Origin of the sequence: Parahoeflea alexandrii, from assembly GCF_027214025.1 — a bacterium.
Taxonomy (GTDB): Bacteria; Pseudomonadota; Alphaproteobacteria; order Rhizobiales; family Rhizobiaceae; genus Hoeflea; species Hoeflea alexandrii_A.
Genome location: NZ_JAPWHB010000002.1, coordinates 415,412 through 434,168 on the forward strand (window position 1 = coordinate 415,412; position 18,757 = coordinate 434,168).

The 18,757-nt window shown below is 62.7% G+C and carries 20 protein-coding genes and 1 riboswitch; of the genes, 11 read left to right on the plus strand and 9 right to left on the minus strand.

From position 1 onward, the window contains the following. Positions 1-13: 13 nt before the first annotated feature. The 8 genes from O4H62_RS08170 (at position 14) to O4H62_RS08205 (ending at position 8,143) form a co-directional block, all read left to right on the plus strand. On the plus strand, positions 14-1,597 hold the full coding sequence (locus O4H62_RS08170) for an ABC transporter substrate-binding protein (RefSeq protein WP_269386911.1): 1,584 nt from the start codon (positions 14-16) through the stop codon (positions 1,595-1,597). A gap of 84 nt (positions 1,598-1,681) precedes the next feature. After that, a complete protein-coding gene (locus O4H62_RS08175; protein ID WP_269386912.1) occupies positions 1,682-2,626 on the plus strand; it encodes an ABC transporter permease in 945 nt (314 codons plus the stop codon). Continuing rightward, positions 2,623-3,489: an ABC transporter permease gene (locus tag O4H62_RS08180; RefSeq protein WP_269386914.1), complete on the plus strand. Its 867-nt coding sequence runs from the start codon at positions 2,623-2,625 to the stop codon at positions 3,487-3,489. The genes O4H62_RS08175 and O4H62_RS08180 overlap by 4 nt, the downstream gene beginning before the upstream one ends. A 25-nt stretch (positions 3,490-3,514) precedes the next feature. Beyond that, positions 3,515-5,179: an ABC transporter ATP-binding protein gene (locus tag O4H62_RS08185; RefSeq protein ID WP_269386915.1), complete on the plus strand. Its 1,665-nt coding sequence runs from the start codon at positions 3,515-3,517 to the stop codon at positions 5,177-5,179. Continuing rightward, positions 5,176-6,045, plus strand: a complete 870-nt coding sequence (locus O4H62_RS08190; protein ID WP_269386916.1) for a carbon-nitrogen hydrolase family protein — start codon at positions 5,176-5,178, stop codon at positions 6,043-6,045. Before O4H62_RS08185 ends, O4H62_RS08190 begins: the two co-directional genes overlap by 4 nt. Before the next feature lie 62 nt (positions 6,046-6,107). After that, on the plus strand, positions 6,108-6,581 hold the full coding sequence (locus O4H62_RS08195) for a carboxymuconolactone decarboxylase family protein (RefSeq protein WP_269386917.1): 474 nt from the start codon (positions 6,108-6,110) through the stop codon (positions 6,579-6,581). Positions 6,582-7,566: 985 nt separating this feature from the next. Next, on the plus strand, positions 7,567-7,836 hold the full coding sequence (locus O4H62_RS08200) for a hypothetical protein (protein ID WP_269386918.1): 270 nt from the start codon (positions 7,567-7,569) through the stop codon (positions 7,834-7,836). A gap of 40 nt (positions 7,837-7,876) precedes the next feature. Further along, positions 7,877-8,143: a DUF7218 family protein gene (locus tag O4H62_RS08205; protein ID WP_269386919.1), complete on the plus strand. Its 267-nt coding sequence runs from the start codon at positions 7,877-7,879 to the stop codon at positions 8,141-8,143. Positions 8,144-8,232: 89 nt separating this feature from the next. Here O4H62_RS08205 and O4H62_RS08210 read toward each other — a convergent pair whose 3' ends face one another. Then, complete coding sequence (locus O4H62_RS08210; protein WP_269386920.1) at positions 8,233-8,670, minus strand: 6,7-dimethyl-8-ribityllumazine synthase; 438 nt, start codon at positions 8,668-8,670, stop codon at positions 8,233-8,235. 78 nt (positions 8,671-8,748) lie between these two features. Further along, positions 8,749-8,878, minus strand: a riboswitch (FMN riboswitch). Positions 8,879-9,049: 171 nt separating this feature from the next. On the opposite strand from O4H62_RS08210, the gene O4H62_RS08215 reads away from it, so the two are divergent. The 3 genes from O4H62_RS08215 to O4H62_RS08225 all read left to right on the plus strand — a co-directional run bounded on the left by O4H62_RS08215 (position 9,050) and on the right by O4H62_RS08225 (position 10,722). Then, complete coding sequence (locus O4H62_RS08215) at positions 9,050-9,610, plus strand: type 1 glutamine amidotransferase domain-containing protein (RefSeq protein WP_269386921.1); 561 nt, start codon at positions 9,050-9,052, stop codon at positions 9,608-9,610. Positions 9,611-9,713: 103 nt separating this feature from the next. Further along, the gene (locus tag O4H62_RS08220) at positions 9,714-10,124 is read left to right on the plus strand and encodes a host attachment family protein (RefSeq protein WP_269386923.1); all 411 of its coding nucleotides are present in this window, start codon (positions 9,714-9,716) and stop codon (positions 10,122-10,124) included. Positions 10,125-10,296: 172 nt separating this feature from the next. Further along, positions 10,297-10,722, plus strand: coding sequence for an acyl-CoA thioesterase (locus O4H62_RS08225; RefSeq protein ID WP_269386924.1), 426 nt, complete (start codon positions 10,297-10,299; stop codon positions 10,720-10,722). Positions 10,723-10,745: 23 nt separating this feature from the next. Here O4H62_RS08225 and O4H62_RS08230 read toward each other — a convergent pair whose 3' ends face one another. The 8 genes from O4H62_RS08230 to kynU form a co-directional block, all read right to left on the minus strand. Continuing rightward, positions 10,746-11,690: a branched-chain amino acid ABC transporter permease gene (locus tag O4H62_RS08230; RefSeq protein ID WP_269386925.1), complete on the minus strand. Its 945-nt coding sequence runs from the start codon at positions 11,688-11,690 to the stop codon at positions 10,746-10,748. Beyond that, complete coding sequence (locus tag O4H62_RS08235) at positions 11,690-12,580, minus strand: branched-chain amino acid ABC transporter permease (protein WP_269386926.1); 891 nt, start codon at positions 12,578-12,580, stop codon at positions 11,690-11,692. The genes O4H62_RS08230 and O4H62_RS08235 overlap by 1 nt, the downstream gene beginning before the upstream one ends. Further along, the gene (locus tag O4H62_RS08240; protein WP_269386927.1) at positions 12,577-13,296 is read right to left on the minus strand and encodes an ABC transporter ATP-binding protein; all 720 of its coding nucleotides are present in this window, start codon (positions 13,294-13,296) and stop codon (positions 12,577-12,579) included. The genes O4H62_RS08235 and O4H62_RS08240 overlap by 4 nt, the downstream gene beginning before the upstream one ends. Further along, positions 13,293-14,066: an ABC transporter ATP-binding protein gene (locus O4H62_RS08245; RefSeq protein WP_269386928.1), complete on the minus strand. Its 774-nt coding sequence runs from the start codon at positions 14,064-14,066 to the stop codon at positions 13,293-13,295. Before O4H62_RS08245 ends, O4H62_RS08240 begins: the two co-directional genes overlap by 4 nt. Positions 14,067-14,219: 153 nt before the next feature. Beyond that, positions 14,220-15,422 (minus strand): ABC transporter substrate-binding protein, encoded by a 1,203-nt coding sequence (locus O4H62_RS08250; protein ID WP_269386929.1) that lies wholly within the window; start codon positions 15,420-15,422, stop codon positions 14,220-14,222. 68 nt (positions 15,423-15,490) lie between these two features. Continuing rightward, positions 15,491-16,582, minus strand: coding sequence for a cupin domain-containing protein (locus O4H62_RS08255; RefSeq protein ID WP_269386930.1), 1,092 nt, complete (start codon positions 16,580-16,582; stop codon positions 15,491-15,493). Between the two features lie 142 nt (positions 16,583-16,724). Continuing rightward, a complete protein-coding gene (gene kynA / locus O4H62_RS08260) occupies positions 16,725-17,567 on the minus strand; it encodes a tryptophan 2,3-dioxygenase (protein ID WP_269386931.1) in 843 nt (280 codons plus the stop codon). Continuing rightward, positions 17,564-18,757 carry a kynureninase gene (kynU, locus tag O4H62_RS08265; protein ID WP_269386932.1) on the minus strand — a complete coding sequence of 398 codons (1,194 nt, stop codon included), beginning with the start codon at positions 18,755-18,757 and terminating at the stop codon, positions 17,564-17,566. The genes kynA and kynU overlap by 4 nt, the downstream gene beginning before the upstream one ends.

Consider the following 18,757-nt stretch of genomic DNA (forward strand, 5'->3'; position numbering starts at 1 on the left):
GGAGATAAACACAATGACACTTAGCCTTCGTTCCTGCCTCTTGGCCACGGCCTGCGTGGCGTCTATGCTGGCCCTGCCCGGCTTCACCCGCGCCGATGACCTGAACGTCGTCCTAAGCGCGCCCCTGCGCAGCCTCGACGCGACCACCAGCACCGCGCGCATCACCCGGACCCACGGTTTCATGGTCTACGACACGCTGCTCGGCCTCGACGGCGACATGAAGGTGCAGCCCGAAATGGCCTCCTACGCCGTCTCCGACGACAACCTTGTCTACACCTTCACCCTGCGCGATGGCCTCACGTTCCACGACGGCACCCCGGTGACTGCCGCGGATTGCATCGCCTCGCTGAAACGCTGGGCTGACCATGACGGCGCAGGCGGCAAGATGATGGGCTTTGTCAAGAGCATGGACGCCAGCTCGGACAAGGAGTTCACTATCACCCTGTCCGCTCCGTTTGGTCAACTGCCCGACCTCCTGGCCAAACCGTCGCCGATTCCCGCCTTCATTCTGCCCAAACGGCTTGCGGAGACCCCGAAGGGCGAGCAGATCACCGATATGACCGGCTCGGGGCCCTTCATGTTCGTGGCAGACGAATTCCAGCCCGGCGTGCGCGCGGTCTACGAGAAATTTGACGGTTATGTTCCCCGCGACGAGCCCGCCTCCGGCAATGCCGGTGGCAAGGTCGTGCATTTCGACCGCGTGATCTGGGAAGTCATGCCCGACATCCAGACCGCGATCAACGCACTGCGGGCGGGTGACGTGGATTATCTCGAATCCCTGCCGACCGATCTCGTGCCGCTGGTCGAGATGAGCGACACGATCGACTACGGCGTGATAAAGCCGGTCGGCTCGCAGGTCACCGGCCAGTTCAACCACCTGCTCCCGCCCTTCGACGATGTCGATGTGCGCCGCGCCGCAATGTATGCGCTCGACCAGGAGCAGATCCTGATGACGGCAATCGGCAACCCCAAGTATTTTACCCTTTGCGCCTCGATCTACGGCTGCTCGGTGCCTCTCGCCTCGGAAGCCGGGTCGGAATATCTCAACGGCAGCGCCGACGAGCGTATGGCCAAGGCTAAAGAGATCCTCGCGGCGAGCGACTATGACGGCACCCCGGTGCTGATGCTCCAGCCAACCGACATCGCGGTGTTGCAGGCACCGCCGATCGTGGCAGCCGAACGCCTGCGCGAAGCCGGGTTCAACGTCGAGGTCGCCTCGATGGACTGGGCCACTCTCAGCTCGCGCCGCACCAGCATGGAGCCGGTAGCTGACGGCGGATGGAACATGTTCTTCACTTTTTGGGGGGTCGAAGGCATCTGGAACCCGCTCTCCAGCGTTCTGATCGACGGCACCGGCGACCCGAGCGCCTGGTCCGGCTGGCGCAAGAGCGACGAGGTCGAAGCGCTGCGCGCGGCCTATGTCGCCGCCCCGACCTTCGAGGAGCAAAAGGCGGCCGCGACGCAGATCCAGCAACTTGTCTACGACCAGGCCTTCTACTTCAACGGCGGCGAGTTTATGAGCCTCTCGGCCTGGAGCGCTGATCTTGACGGCATCGTTCCCGGCATGGTGAACCAGTTCTGGGGCATACATCGCTGATCCCCTGAGGCAACGGCGGGCCGACCGGCTCGCCGTTGCCTCCCAAGCCAAACGGCCCCCGGAGAGGCAGAGCGGAGCCCCTGCATGATTCACTATTTCGTCAAACGACTGCTCATGGCCATTCCGGTGATGTTCTTCGTCGCCGTCTTCGTCTTCCTGCTCCTGCGGCTGACGCCCGGCGATCCGGCGATCATCATCGCGGGCGATCAGGCGACCCAGGCCCAGCTTGAGACCATCCGTGAAAACCTTGGGCTGGACGAGCCGTTGCTGGGGCAATTCGTGACCTGGATGGGCAACCTCATGCGCGGCGACTTCGGCGTCTCGCTGATTTCGCAGAAGCCGGTTCTGACCCTTATCGGCCAGCGCATCGGTCCTACGCTTTCGCTCGCGCTCGCGGCGATGTCACTGACGCTGTTCTTCGCCCTGCCGCTTGGGGTAATGGCCGCATGGCGCCATGGCAAGCTGCTCGACCGGGCGGTGATGATCTTCTCGGTACTTGGGTTTTCAGTGCCCGTCTTCGTGACCGGCTATGTGCTGATCTCGGTCTTCGCAGTGAACCTGCAATTGCTGCCGGTACAGGGCTATCGTCCGCTGTCCGAGGGGCTGGTGCCCTTTCTGCAGCGCATCTTCCTGCCGGCCCTGGCACTGGCCTCGATCTATATCGCGCTGGTGTCGCGAATGACCCGCGCCTCGATGCTCGAGATCCTGCAGGAAGATTATGTCCGCACCGCCCGCGCCAAGGGGCTGAACGAAAGCGTGGTGCTGTTCCGCCACGCCCTGCGCAATGCCGCGATCCCGATCCTCACGATTGTCGGCACCGGCTTCGCCATGCTGATCTCGGGCGTGGTCGTGACCGAAAGCGTCTTCAACATCCCCGGGTTGGGGCGGCTCGTTGTAGATGCCGTGCTGGCGCGCGACTACCCGCTGATTCAGGCGATCATCCTGCTGACAGCCGGCATCTACGTGCTGATCAACCTGCTGATAGACCTTTCCTATGCCCTGACCGACCCGCGAGTGCGCTACCAATGACCGACATGATCTCTGTCCGCGCCGCCCGCGCGCGCCGCCTTCTTGCCCTGCCCCGGCCAGGCTGGTTGACCGTGGCGGCGATCGTCGTGCTCGCCCTGATAGTGCTGGCAGGCGCCTTTGCCCCGCTCCTCGCGCCCTTCGAGCCAACCGAACTGAACTCGATGATGCGGCTCAAGCCCGCCGATGCCACCCATTGGATGGGCACCGACAGCTATGGCCGCGACCTGTTTTCGCGCGTGCTCTATGGCGCCCGGATCTCGATGATCGTGGGCTTCAGCACCGCGCTGGGCTCGCTCGCAATCGGCCTGCCGCTGGGGCTGATCGCTGGGTGGTTTCCCTTGGCCGACGGGGTGCTGATGCGGATCATGGACGGCCTGATGGCAATCCCCGGCATCCTCCTGGCGATCGCCGTGGTGGCCCTGACCAAGGCCGGGCTGGTGACTGTGATCATCGCCATCATGCTGCCCGAGATCCCGCAGGTCGTGCGCCTCGTGCGCGCCCGCGTCATTTCGGTGCGCAACGAGGCCTATGTCGAAGCGGCGAGGTTGCTAGGCACCTCATCGACCCGGATCATCTGGCGCCACCTGCTGCCGGCGACCTTCGGCCCGATGATCGTGCAGGGCACCTATATTTACGCAGCCGCCATCCTCACCGAAGCGGCGCTGTCGTTTCTCGGGGTCGGGATCGGAACTGAGACGCCGACCTGGGGGAACATCATGGCCGAGGGACGGCTCTATTTCGCACTGACCCCCTCGCTGGTGTTTTGGCCCGCCGTCGTCCTGTCGTTCTGCATCCTGTCGATCAACATTCTCGGCGACGCCCTGCGGGATAGCCTGGACCCCAAGATGAAAGCCAGAGGCTGATGACGGACCTGAAGGAGCTGCCCCGATGAAAGCTGCACTCACGCCCGCCCTCTCGGTGCGCAACCTTCATGTCGCCACCACCGGCACGAATCCGACCGAGATCCTGAAGGGGATCAGCTTCGACGTGAACCCGGGCGAAATTGTCTGTCTCGTCGGCGAGAGCGGATCGGGCAAGTCCGTGACATCGCTGGTCGCGATGGACCTTTTGCCAAAGCAGGAGATCCGCCCCACCGGCGGCGCGGTCCTGTTGAACGGCGAAGACATCCTGACCGCAACGCCGGCGCGCACCAAAGCACTGCGCGGAGCCGAGATGGCGATGGTCTTCCAGGAGCCTATGACGGCGCTGAACCCGGTTCTGCGCATCGGACTGCAGATGGAGGAGGTCTTTCTCGCCCACCGCAAGATGACCGGGCCCGACCGGCGCCAGGCGGTGTTCGAGGCCTTCGAGGCGGTACAGCTTCCAAATCCGCCGCGCATCTACGACAGCTTCCCGCACCAGCTTTCGGGCGGCCAGCGGCAGCGGGTGATGATCGCGATGGCACTAGCCCTGAAGCCGCGCCTGCTGATTGCCGACGAACCCACTACCGCCCTCGACGTGACGACGCAAAAGCAGATCCTGACTCTGATCCGCCAGCTTCAGGAGGAAAACGGTACGGCTGTCCTTTTCATTACCCACGACATGGGCGTGGTGGTTGATATCGCTGACCGCGTCTGCGTCATGCGCAACGGCGAGGTGATGGAAACCGGCCCGGTGCACGAGCTGCTGGCCGCACCAAAGACCGACTATACGCGCAGCCTGCTGGCCGCGATCCCCTCGCTGACGCCGCCAGAGCCTGCCGGAGAAGAACGGGGCGATATCGTGCTCGAAGTCAGCGCTCTGTCCAAGGAGTTCCGGCTGGGCAATCCCCTCGCCCGGCTGATTGGAAAGCCCGATCACGTGGTGAAGGCGGTGGACGAGGTGTCGTTCTGCCTCCGCCGCGGTCGCACCCTCGGCATCGTCGGCGAAAGCGGATCGGGCAAGTCGACCGTGGCGCGCTGCGTGATGCGTCTCGAAGATCCCAGCTCCGGCGCAATCCTTCTGGACGGGCACGACATCTCTACGGTGCAGGGCGGCGCCCTGATGCGGGCGCGCAAGCGGCTCCAGATGGTGTTCCAGGACCCGAACCGGTCGCTCAACCCGCGCATCCCGATCCTCGAAAGCCTCAGCGAAGGGCCCATGAACTACGGCGAGGACCGGACTTCGATCCATGCCCGTGCCGCCGAGGTCATGGAGATTGTGGGGCTCGACCCCACGGGGCTCTTGCGTTACCCGCACCAATTCTCGGGCGGTCAGCGGCAGCGGATCGCAATCGCCCGCGCGCTGCTGATGGAGCCCGAAATCATCGTGGCGGACGAGGCGGTTTCGGCGCTCGATGTTTCGGTGCAGGCGCAGGTCCTCGACCTGCTCGATCAGATCCGGCGCGAACGCAACCTTTCGATGCTCTTCATCACCCACGATTTGCGGGTCGCAGCGCAGATTTGCGACGAGGTGATGGTGATGCGGAACGGCCGAGTGGTCGAGATGGGGCCGGCCTCCGAGGTGCTCGCCAATCCGAAACACCCCTATACAGCGGCGCTGATCGACGCAGCGCCAGGCCGGTCGTGGGATTTCGTGGCGGGGCAACCGGTCGGGATTCCGGTACCGTCATGATCCGGGCCTCTCTTATGCAGATGGATGCGGTGCCGCTGGCGCCGAAGGCGAATTTCGACAAGATGTTCGGCCTGCTCGAAACCGAAGCGGCGACGGGGGCGGATCTGGTGATCTTCCCCGAGCTCGCCAACACCGGCTATGTCGAGCCGCTCGTCCCCGGCGGCCCCTTCGTGACCGAGACGCCCGACTACGGCGCGGCCCTGGTCGCGGCCTGTGCCGAGATCGACGGGCCCGAGATCGCCCGGGTGGCCGAGATCTGCCGGGAGCGAGCGGTTACCGCCATCCTCGGACTGGGCCTGCGCGACCCGGTAAACGCCGGCGTCATCCGCAACGTCGCCCTGCTGGTGACGCCCGAGGGCGTGGCGGGCCATTATGCCAAGGTCCATCGCTGGCACAACGAGAAGCTCTATTTCACGCCCGGCCGGCGGATAGAGCCGTTCGCGACACTGGGGACCCGCATAGGAATGCAGATTTGCTATGATATCCGCTTTCCCGAGATCACCCGGGTGCTCGCCTTGAAGGGCGCCACCCTCATCGCCTCGATCTGGGCCTCGTTCGGACCCGAGGGCGCGCCGGTGACCGACGAGGATCTCTTCGTCCACCGCTGTTACACGCGCGCCATAGAGAACGGCGTCTTCGTGCTATCGTGCAACCGCGCCGGGCGCCATGGTACTGCCCGCTTCTTCGGGCGCTCCTGCGCGGTGGCCCCCGATGGAAAGCTACTCGGCCGCCTGGACCATGACGGCGAGGACGTGATGCGCGTCGAGATCGACCTCGGCGAAGTCACCCGCTACCGCGCCGCCACCGGCATCTGGACCGACCGCGCACCCGAGATCTACGCCAACGCCCTGAAAGACATCGAATGACACGGCCCTCCTCCCCCTGCCCACCGATCTCCGACGAAGCCTGGCCCGATAGGCTGGCCGACATGAAGGGTGGGTTCGCGACCGGGTTGAACGTCTATCGCACCATGGCCCATCACCCCGCGCTGCTGCGCGCATGGGCGCCGCTTCGCCAGCATATCGTGAAGGAAAACGCCCTTGGGCCGGAGCGCCTCGAAGTGGTCATCCTGCGCGCGGCCTATCGGCTCGGTTCCGACTACGAATGGTCGCAACATGTGGACCGCGCCCGCAAGTTGGGGTTTGAAAGCGACCGGATCGAGGCGATACGCAGCGGCGCCGAGGGCCATGACCTCCTGCTGGTGCGTGCCGTTGACGCCCTTCTCGACGACAGGCGGCTGACATCGGCGCAGGAGGCCGAACTGGCAGGCATTTTTGGACGTGACGCCGTGATCGACCTGATAGCAACCGTGGGGTTCTACTCAACCCTCGGCTACCTGCTCATGACCTACGAGACACCGCTCGACGATGACATCGGCTATCACCCCTCACAGATTGAGTAGACATTGGTGGCTTTCCCCTGCTGCATCGGCGCTGACGAGGGGAGGAAGCACCAGCGCGCTCGTGCAAGCTGATCGCATCGGTCGTCACGACGTGGGTGCACCCAATGCAAGACCACACAGGACCATCGCAACCACCTCGACCACACATTGTCGCCGCTTGGCGGGGATTTTTGCCAGTCGCGCGAGGATGGAAAACGCAGTCTGTCGCCAGTATTTTGCATTGATGTCCGGGCAGGGCCGGTTCGCGGCGGAGTTCATCCCCCGTTTCGATGAGCCGGACGATTAACTGTCTGCAACTCGCGTTTCAAAAATCGTCCAACCATCTGACAGAATGTGCCCAATACCACGGGTCATAGCATTTGACCGATACAGGCTCATTTGCGTGATCCAATGGAGGTGCTCGCGCAAGGATTTGCGATCAGTTTTCGCCAGGCTTCACAAGCGGCATCAAGGATTGCCTCGCAGTACCCGAATACGCAGTCTGGGAGCCAGTTGGCGAGCATGTACTGCCAGGCGTTCTTGAGCGGGTTCCGCTCAGGTGTTCGAGACGGAAGGAAGATCAACGTACTGTTGTCGAGGATTTTCAGCTTTTCATCCGATCGGTGGCTCGACCTCCCGGTTTATGGATATTCCGAATGACGAACATTGCGATCAGCTTTGAGAGCTCCACGCCGATCACAACAAAAGTCCAACAATCAGAATATGGGAGCCGTAACTAAATGATTTTCCGCACTTTTTTCAGAATGCCCGTCCAATCCATCATGGGAGCGATAGCAAATCGATGTGGTGGATCGCTGCTCATCGGGTTTTTTCACTGGTTTACCGGGCACCGGGTTTTCACCCGGCCAGCCTGACCTGCATATCGCTCAATTCTCACCGGCGCGAAACTCCCGCCTGCCCTCCGGCCTGCTTGTAGTCGGCCCGGACCGGATGGAACCAGTTTCGGCATTCGTGCGTTGATGACGAAACCGCAGCGGAGGCCTTCATGCCGATAGAAAAGACCAGTTCGAACGTCGATCCCGTTGACGCCCAGGTGGGTGGCGACGCTGACATCGACGGCATCGCCCAGACGCTGACCGCCGACGATATCAACGCAGTGCTGATGTCGCAGCAGCCGACCGAGCAGCGGCTCGAGACCCTGAAGGCGATGCGCGCCGAAGTCGAGGCGCGGTCCCATGCCGATTTCGGCAACGACATGGCCCCGTTGCTCGGCGAAATCGACGCAGCCATTTCCCAACTCGCAACCCGGGTCTGAAAACGATCCCGACCAACCCCGCAGGAAAGAGGGCAAAGCCATGGCCAGCAGCAGACATGGACCTTCGGTCAAGAACAGCGACACCTACGAAGCCTTACGCAACGACGGCGCCTCCAAAGAGAAGGCCGCCCGCATTGCCAACGCCCAGGCCAATGACAGTCAGCACCCCTCGTCGAAGGGCGGCAAGGCCCCGCCCTATAAGGAGTGGACCAGGGACGAACTCTACCAGCGTGCTCGGGAACTCGACATCGATGGCCGTTCGTCGATGAGCAAGAACCAACTGATCACTGCCCTTCGCGACACCTGATACCCCATGGCCCGCACCTGCGAGCCGGAAAACCCCGCCCGGATTACCCCCTCCGCGCGGGGTTTTCGAATTGTCTGTCTGGAACCCGATCAGATTTTCAGGCTTGCCACCTGCGCCACGGCATCCGCCGCCTCGCGGCCCTTCTGGACGAAATGCGTGGTGAAGAACGCCTCGTGCTCGCCCTTGGGCTGGAAATGATGCGGCGTCAGCGACACAGAGAACACCGGTACTTCTGTCTTCAGCTGGACATCCATCAGCCCGGTCACCACCGCCTGGGCGACGAAATCATGCCGGTAGATGCCGCCGTCGACCACCAGCGCCGCGGCAACGACCGCGTCGTAGTCACCGGTCTTGGCGAGTTTCTGTGCCAGCAGCGGCATTTCGAAAGCACCTGGAACGTCGAATGCCCTGACTTCGGCATCGAGCCCCAGTTCCGACAACCGCTGCTCGAAACCGACAAGCGCCTGGTTGACGATATCGGCATGCCAGCGCGCCTTGATGAAAGCAATTTTGAGGGATTTTGTCATTGCTCGGATCCTTTCAATAATGACAAGATCCCAGAGCGCACAAGCGCCCGCAGCAGGTTTTCAATCCTGCTGCATCACGCCCATTCTCTACCATCCGGACTCTAACCGTCGGCCCTGGAATTCCACCAGTGTCTGCTGACCCACCCGAGGGTGGCGCTCGCGGGCTGTAACCGCCGGTGGGGAATTTCACCCCGCCCTGAGAATAGGCCGGTGGTAATTCGTCATTCGGCGGCTGTCAATTTGTTCCGCGCGTCACGGCACGCGCGGAAACCCGTGACACTGCGTTCACTGGCCCGATTGCGGTTTCTTGGAAAACTTCGGAACTCTGCGCGGGCGCTGACGTTGGCACCCTGTAAGTTTCATCACCAGGGAGCAAATCATGCCCACAATGGAAAACTCCAAGATTCTCATCATGTCGACACACGGTTTCGAGCAGTCAGAGCTCGAATATCCGCTCGATCAGCTCCGGAAGGCCGGCGCCACCGTTCACGTTGCCACCCTCGACGGCAAGCCGATCAAGGGCTGGGACAACAAGGACTGGGGCGGCACCGTCGAAGCCGACCTGAAGATTTCCGACGTCAAGGTCGATGACTACATCGCGCTTGTGCTGCCCGGCGGCCAGATCAATCCCGATCTCCTCAGGGTCGAGGAGAATGCCGTCCAACTGGTTCGCAATTTCGTCACCAGCAACAAGATCGTCGCCGCCATCTGCCATGCGCCCTGGCTGCTGATCGAGGCGGACGTCATCAAGGGCCGCGAGGCGACGTCCTACCATTCGATCCGCACGGACATGCAGAATGCCGGCGCGAAATGGATCGACAGCGAGATCGCCATCGACAACGGCATCATCACCAGCCGTTCACCCAAGGATCTCGAAGCCTTCGTCAACAAGATCATCGAGGAAGTCCGCGAAGGCGAGCATAAACGCCAGGCCGCATGATCCCGGTTTGGGCAGTCGCATCGGCGGCTGCCCCCCGAGGGCCACTTTTGGCTGGCATCATGCTCAAGCCAAACCTTCACCAGATAATCAGCCGGGAGACTTCATGTCACATCTACCTGTTCCTCACCAAACCCTGATCGTCGTCGGCACGGGAGAAGGCGCTCAATTCTACCGCAATGCCGGCAAGAGCGGCGAACTCAGATTGCACCACGCCAAGGATCTCGAGCCCGGCGACCTTGCCGATCAAGGCCCATCGGGCAAACAGCCGCCCGACATGACCGACAAGGAATCGATGGAAGCCACCTTCGCCAAGATCCTGGCAAATCATCTCTACGGCATGGCCCAGGCGCACAAGTTCGACAATCTGATTCTCGTGCTTGACCCGGAGACACTCGGCGAGACGCGTCCGAGCCTGCATGTCAGCGTGACCGACAAGATCATGCTGGAATTGCCAAAGACCCTGGTCAACAGTCCCACCGACCAGATCGAGAAGTCGATTCTGGCTGCACTCTGAGCGCAGTCCCGGACATGCGCGACGGCCGGGCTTCATGCCCGGGCGTTCGCCTGATCATGCCAGACCAAAACCCCGCGGACGCCAGCCATCCCGCTTTTTCACACCGATTGGGGAGTTGCCTCATGGCGTTCTGCGTGCGAAACCCGAAGCGCATTTACGTTCAGGGGGGATCATGACCGTCAGCTTCACAACCGACCGCATGCTGCATTTCGGCGACTGCGACATTTCCGGCACCGCCTATTATCCATCCTACCTCAACCTGCTCAATGGCGTGAACGAGGAATTCTGGTCTGCGATCGGCTTTCCCTGGCACGAAATCATCTGGAAGGAACGCTGGGGTACGCCGACGGTGCACCTGAGCTGCGATTTCTCCAAGCCGTCCTTTTTCGGCGACAAGCTGACATTCGAACTCACCGTCACCAAGGTCGGCCGGTCATCAATGACGGTGGAGCACACCGTGCTGTGCGGCGAGGAGAAGCGCTGGACCTCAAGGCAGGTGCTGGCGGCGAGCCATCTTGACGAGCACACATCCATGCCCTGGCCCGACGCCGTCCGCGCCAAGCTGCTCTCCTTCCTGCCAGCCGATCCCGCGGAATAATCCGCGGGCCTCTGATGGCCCGTTCAGTCCGATCTGATCTTCGGTGATTTCTCCGGGATCAGCCCGGAGCGGAACTTCTGCAGCACGAACTGCAAGAGCAGCCCGACCAGCAGCATGCGGATATAGGACGACCGCGTGATCCATTCCGGCGGCAACCGACTGGTGAGGATCTCTGTCCCCGACCAGATGAACCAGATCGCCAGCGCGCCGACGATCGCGCCCTTGTTGTTGCCCGATCCGCCGGCCATCAGCATCACCCAGACCAGGAAGGTCACCAGCAGCGGTTCGGTCGCCGATGGCGACAGGAACTTGAAGTAATGCGCCGACAAGGCGCCGGCGAGGCCCATGATGGCGCAGCCGATGACGAAGGTCTGCAGCCGGAACCAGTCGACATCCTTGCCCGCCGCGCGCGCAGAATCCTCGTTGTCGCGGATCGCACGAAGTGTCCGCCCCCAGGGGCTGACATAGAGCCGCTGGCACAGGATGTAGACGGCAAGTACGCACAGCCACACCATCGCCAGGTAGAGAAGGTCGGCTTCCCTGCCCTGCACCAGATCGCCGAATGGACGGGGGACGCCGGCAATACCGAGGCTGCCATTGGTGAGCCAGGACTCGTTGACAATCACCAGCCGCAGGATCTCGGCAATGCCGACCGAGGCCATCGCCAGATAGTCGCTCTTCAGCCGCACGCAGATCTTGGCAACCACCCAGCCGGTCACCCCGGCGATGAGCATCGCAGCCGCGAGCCCGAACGGGATCGGCAGTTCGAAACCGCCCAGATGCTTGGAGGAGACGGCCGTGGTCACGATCGCCGAAGTATAGGCGCCGACCGCGAAGAACCCGGCGATGCCGGCATTGAACAGGCCGCCCATGCCCCATTGCACGTTGAGCGCAAGGCAGAGCACGGCGTAGATGCCGCCGGCGATCAGCACGCTGACCAGATAGAAGAACAGGCCGGTGAGTTCCATTACAGAAGCCTCCCCTTGAACAGGCCTTGCGGCCGGAACAGCAGCAGCGCCACCATGATGAAGAAGGCCACGGCGGATTTGTAGGAGGGTGAAATCAGCGGCTCGTCGCTGAGCCAGGTAAAGGTCGCGGTTTCCTCGGCGATACCGATGATCAGCCCGCCGGCAATGGCGCCCATCGGCTTGCCGATACCGCCAAGCACGGCTGCCGCGAACATCGCCAGCAGCAGGTTCCAGCCCAGGTTCGGATGCATCGAGGTATCCATCCCGGCAAAAACACCCGCAGTGGCCGCCATTGACGCGCCGATCACCCATGTCCAGCGGATAACGCGCTCGGTGTCGAGCCCCGCAACCGCTGCAAGTTCCGGCTCGTCGGAAACGGCCCGCATGGCGCGGCCGAGTTTCGAGCGGGTCAGGAAGAAGTGAAGCGCAATTGCGATGATCAGGGTGAGCACGATGACCTGCATGTGCAGCTCGGAAATCCGGAACGTGTCGAACAGCACCACCGGCATGCGGACGCCCGAGGTGAACACCTGGTTGCCCGAACTCCAGAACAATTGCGCCAGCGAGCGGAAGATCAGCGCCACGCCGAAGGAGGCGATCACCGTGTAGATGGTCGGCAGCCTTCTCAACGGCTTGTAGAAGAACTGGTCCACCGCCAACGCCGAGACAATCGCCAGCGCAATGCCGAACGGCAACAGCAGCAGCGGATGGATGGGAATGAACCAGACCGCCGTCAGCACGCCATAGCCGCCGATGGTCATCAGGTCGCCATGGGCGAAATGCGCGAAACGCAGGATGCCGAAGATCATCGAAATGCCGACCGCGCCCAGCGCATAGACGCTGCCGATAGTCAGTCCCGGAACCAGATAGAGGTTGATGAAGTCGATCACGCTGCTGCACCTCCGAGGAAGGAGCGGCGCACCGCATCGTCATTGAGCAGCGCCTCCCCCGTTCCCGATATGAAATTCTTGCCGCTGACCAGAACATGGCCGTTGTCGGCGATCCTGAGCGCCTGTTTGGCGTTCTGCTCGACCATCAGAATGGTCACGCCACGCTTGCGGACGTCGAGCAGCAGGTCGAAGATGATCTCGAGATAGGCCGGCGACAGCCCCGCGGTCGGCTCATCGAGCAGCAACAGCTTCGGCTCGCTCATCAGTGCCCGGCCCATCGCCACCATCTGCCGCTGGCCGCCCGAAAGTTCGCCGGCGGCCTGGCCGAGCTTGCCCTTGAGATCGGGAAACAGCGACAGCACGTTCTCGCGCACCTTTTCCTTGTCTTTCGGCGGAGCCGCATATGTGCCGACATCGAGGTTCTCGTCGACGGTGAGCGTCGGGAATACGTTGCGGCTCTGCGGCACCATGGAAATGCCCAAGGGCACCAGTTGCGCCGTCTTCAGGCCGGAAATCTCCTTTCCGGCGAAAGTGATCTCGCCCTCGGAACGCGCGGTCAGCGCGAAGATGGTCTTGAGCAGGGTCGACTTGCCCGCACCGTTCGGCCCGATGATGACGGAGATTTCATGCTCGGCCACGTCGAGATTGACGCCCTCAATGATCGGCACGCCGCCATAGCCGGCAGTGAGCCCCTTGACCGACAGCAGCGCGCTCATGACCGGGCCTCGTATTTTCCGCCGCCGAAATAGGCTTCGATGACGCGGGCATCCTGGCGAACGGCATCGACCGTGCCGCGCATCAGCAGGGTTCCCTGCGCCATCACGATGACCTCGTCGCACAGCTTGGAGACATAATCGAGATCGTGCTCGATCAGACAGAATGTCAGTCCCTGCTCCTTGTTCAGAAGCAGGATCTTGTCGGAGATCTTGGCCAGCAGCGTGCGGTTGATGCCGGCGCCGATCTCGTCGAGCAGGATGATCTTGGGCTTGCGCATCAGCGCCCGGCCAAGTTCCAGCAGTTTCTTCTGGCCACCCGACAGGTTGCCGGCCTTCTCGTCCTTGACCTGGTCGATCTCTAGAAACGCCACCATGTCGCGTGCGGCACGGTAGGTCGCCTCCTCTTCCGCGGCAAAGCGGCCACGGCGGAAGAGGACGTTGAAGACGTTCTCACCGATCGGCGTGGCGGCAGCCGCCATGAAATTCTCGATCACGGTCAGCTGCGAGAACTCGTGCGGGATCTGGAAGGTGCGCGCCAGCCCGCGTTCGGCGCGCTGATGCGGCTTGAGCCCGGTGATGTCCTTGCCCTCAAGCAGGATACGGCCGCCCGCGAGCGAAACATGGCCGGCGATTGCATTGAACATCGTGGTCTTGCCGGCGCCGTTTGGCCCGATAAGACCGGTAATCCGCCCGGCCGGAATGTCGAAGCTGACGTCATCGACGACATTGGGGCCGCCGTAACTCACCTTCACGTGCTCAACTGATATCATTTGCGCCCCATGATGCGGTTTTGTTCAACCGCCGGCGATGCCTTTCCGAGCAGGCCTTTGCCCGACGGATGGCTCGCGCTTTGTTTATGCCCCTCCCCGCTGGTCGCAGGGAGGGGCTGAATTTCAGGCCAGTTCAGGCCAGTTCAGGCAGGATCACTCGACGATGGCGACCTGCTTGTAGACAGTGCCGTCAACCACGAACTTGCCGATATAGCCGGCCACGTCGCCGTTCTCATCGAAGTCGTAGCTGCCGCCGGCACCATCATAATCGATGTCCTTGCCTTCGGCGATCAGCGCCTTGGCCTTGGCCCATTCGCCCGGACCGACCTTTTCGCCCGGAGCCGAGGCAACGGCGCGCAACGCTTCAGCCATCTTGGCACGGTCGGCGGAGCCAGCCTGCTCGACCGCGAGCAGCGCCAGGAAGGTGGCGTCATAGGTCTGGTCGACGAATGGCTTGTCGGCAGGCTCGTTGTAGGCTGCGGTGTAGAGTTCGTGCAGCTTGGCCTGGTTCGGGTTGTCGGCCGGCGAGGTAGGCGCCGAGAAGAACGAGGTCGCTAGCGCTTCCGCGCCGATATCGGCGATCAGCGCTTCGTCGCGCAGGCCATCGGTGCCGATGAACTTGGTGAACAAGCCGCCTTCGATCGCCTGCTTGACGATCTTGCCGCCGGAATCGCCGGCATAAGCGACCACCACCAGCGCGTCGCCACCGGCTTTCGACAGTGTCGCCAGTTCGGAGCGGTAGGAGTTTTTCTTTTCCTCGTGCTTGACTTCGGCCACCACTTCGCCGCCGAGCGCCTTGTAAGCTTCGACGAAGGTGCCGCCGATACCGACGCCGTAGTCGTTGTTCACGAAAGTCACGGCCACCTTCTTGATGCCCTCGTCGAGCACCATCTTGGCCAGCACCTGGCCCTGGAAGTTGTCCGAGGGCACGATGCGGTAGAGAAGGTCGTTGTCCTTGATGTCGGTCATCGCAGGCGACGTCGCGGTTGGCGAAATCTGCACCACGCCGGCCGGAATGCCAGCGGCTTCGGCCGCAGCGATGGTGGTGCCCGACATCAGCGCGCCCATGATGATCGGCACGTTCTCGACGTTGATCAGCTTGCCGGCGGCGTCGACCGCGCCCTGCGACGAACCGGTGGTGTCGCCGTAGACCGGGACAGCCTGACCGTCGAGCAGGCCACCCTGTTCATTGACCTGCTGAACCGCCAGATTGGCCGCATTCTGCAATGGCGGAATGAAGCTTGCGATCGGGCCGGTGATGTCCATCAGCAGGCCGATCTTGGTGTCGGCGGCCAGCGCCGTCGCGCTGGACGCGAGCAGCGCCGCGACCGCCAGTGCATATGTTGTTTTTTTCATTGTTTTGCTCCCATTGAATTAGTGTGCCCTGTGCCACGTGAGCGTCTCGCGGGCCTTGATCAAAACGCTCAGATGTCTTCCGCAACCTTTGTTTCGAACGATCCGGGAAGCGAAACCTCCAGCAGTTGGAGATCGCCGCTGGGGTCACTGTAGCGCGTTGCCATCCGCGGTGGAATGACAAAAGCGTCGCCTTTTTCAAGACGATAAGGCTCCTTGCCCTCGCCTTCCAGCGTCATGCTTCCCGACATGACGAAATTGAACAGAATATCACCCTCATGCCGGGTCCAGACCGGTGCATGTCCGCCTGAAGGACGCGCCACCATGACGGAGGCCACACCCTTGGTGTTCTCATTGATCGTCGTGTCGCGCGCTTCGAAACCGGGAATCCGGAACGGCTTGAAGACGCCGTCCCTGGCCAGGCTGTGGACGAAGCGCTGGCCGTCCCATTCCCGGTCCGGCCGTTCGTGCGGCGTCGGCAGCTCCATCGCGTGATCGATCTCGGTGACATGCTCTGCCGGCACCCCGATCTCGATGACCTCGATCCCGTCTGCCGCATGCAGCACCTTGTGGCGGATCTGCGGCGGCTGGATGAAGCAGTCGCCGGCGTGCAGCCGACGGGTTCCGCCCTGGTCTTCATAGAGCACATCCACCCAGCCATTGATGCAGAAGATCAGCTGGAAGCCGACCTTGTGAAAATGCACCATGTCGGGCACTGGTCCGTCCGGCACCCGGATATGCGAGGCGATCATCGCGCCGCCAAGCCGCGAGGGCACCAGGTCACGATACTCCATGCCGGCGCGGCCGATGATCCACGGCGCCTGGTCGGCCAGCCTGCGGACCACGAAGGCGTGCTCGGTGCGGGGCAAAACCATCGGCGGATTGAGTTCGTCGATCTCGATGCGGGTGCCGTTCGGCGCCACCAGTTCGCGCCTGCCATCGGCGAAGCTGTCGGGATCCTCGGTCAGGATGCGCAACGTCCCCGGCGCTTCCTTGGCCCCCTTCTCGATCCGGATCCTCAGACCATGCCCCGAGAGAACGGCAACTTCAGGGTTGTCCGCCGGATAGATCATGTCGAGGCGCATCTTCAGCGTCTTGGTGTAGAACGGCAGGTCGTCCCTGAGTTCCGATGTCGGCAACCTGATTTCCGCGCGCGTGTCCAACCTGCTCTCCCCTTCCAGCCAAACTGTCATGTCCGTCCCGGTATAAAAGGCCGAATACCCGCACCAGACGGCAATCAGAGACTATCGAACCGAATAGTTATTTCAAGGCTGAAATATCTGACCCGGCGGACCGGAACAGCCTCTACAATTCGGTGCGCACGCGCCAGAGTTCGGGGAAAAGCTCCACATCGAGCATTCGCTTGAGATAGCTCGTGCCACCGGTGCCGCCGGTGCCTCGCTTGAGTCCGATCACCCGCTCCACCGTCGTGACATGGTTGAAGCGCCAGCGCCGGAAATAGTCCTCCAGATCCACCAGCTTCTCGGCAACCTCGTAGAGCGCCCAGTGCTCTTCGGGCGCCTCGTAGATCACCTTCCAGCCTTCGGTTACGCCGTCATGCAGCGCGTGGGTCTGCCGCACGTCGCGGGACAGAACTTCCTCGGGCATGGCGATGCCGCGCCGTGCCGCGAGCCGGATCGCCTCGTCGTAGAGGCTCGGCTCGCTCAGTTCCGTCTCGAGCTTCGCATGGACCCCTGGCACATGCGCATGCGGCCGCATCATCGCATGATTGCGGTTGCCGAGCGCGAACTCGATCATCCGGTACTGGTAGGACTGGAAACCGGAAGACTGTCCCAGCTTGCGGCGGAAATGGGTGTAGTCGCTCGGCGTCATCGTCCGGAGCACGTCCCAGGCCGAATTGAGCTGTTCGAAGATCCGCGATACCCGCGCCAGCGTCTTCATTGCCGGCTGCAGCTGGTCCGCCCGGATCGCTGCCCGCGCCGCAACAATCTCGTGGATCGCAAGCCGCATCCACAATTCCGAGGTTTGGTGCTGGACGATGAACAGCATCTCGTCATGCGCATCGGTCCGCGGCTTCTGCGCCGAGAGAACCTGGTCCAGGCACAGGTAGTCGCCATAGGACATACGGCCGTCGAAATTCATCTCCGCGCCTTCGGCGGAAGGATCGTAGTCGCGGGGCTCACTCATGTGACGGCTTTCCGCTGCTTGAATTCAGGGCGGTCCCATTCGCCGCTGGCGATGATGTCGCAAAGCACCGCAGCCGCGTGGCTCACGTCTCCGGCCGTGTTGTAGAGCGGGCAGAAACCGAACCGCATGATGTCGGGCGCCCGGAAGTCGCCGATGATGCCGCGCGCGATCAGCGCCTGCATCGCCGCATAACCCTCGTGAAAGCGGAACGAGACCTGGCTTCCCCGTGCCTGCGGGTCGCGCGGGCTGGCAAGCGCCACATCCTTGCAGCCGGCCTCGACCTCCGCAATGAACTGCTCTGAAAGTTTGATCGAGCGGGCGCGGATGTCTGCCATGTCGACGCCGTCAAAGGCATCGAGCGCCGCGTCGAGCACTGCCATTTGGATCACCGGCGGGGTGCCGACCCGCATCCGGCTGATGCCCTCGCCCGGGCGATAGTCGAGGTCGAAGGCAAACGGCGCCTGGTGCCCGAGCCAGCCCGACAGCGCCGGACGCACCTGGTCGATCAGGTCGGGACGGACATGGATGAAGCCGGGTGCACCGGGACCGCCATTGAGATATTTATAGGTGCAGCCGACCGCGATATCGGCATTGCAGCCGGTGAGATCGACCGGCAGCGCGCCGGCGGAATGGGCCAGATCCCAGATCATGATGGCGCCCGCGGCATGTGCCTTGTCGGTGATCGCCTTCATGTCGTGCACCCGCCCGGTGCGGTAGTCGACATGGGTCAGCATGACCGCCGCCACCTCCTCGGTGATGTTGTCGGCCACCGCTTCCGGATCGACGACCTTGAGCTCGTGACCCTGTTTCAGGCTCTTGAGCAGTCCGTCGGCCATGTAGAGGTCGGACGGGAAGTTGCCGTTGTCGGACAGCACGATCTTGCGGCCCGGGCGCATTTCCACCGCCGAGGCCACCGCCTGGTAGACCTTGATCGACAGCGTGTCGCCGACAACCGTGCTGCCAGCCGGCGCGCCGATCAACCGGCCGATCCTGTCGCCCAGACGCCCGGGCAGATCCATCCACCTTGCCTTGTTCCAGCCGGTGATCAGCATTGGCCCCCATTCCTCGGCCATCGTCGCGCGGGCGCGCGCGACCGCCGACTTCGGCAAGGGGCCGAGCGAATTGCCGTCGAGATAGGTGATCCCCTCCGGCAGGTCGAACAGATCCCGCCGCGTCTGGAAGCTGCTCAT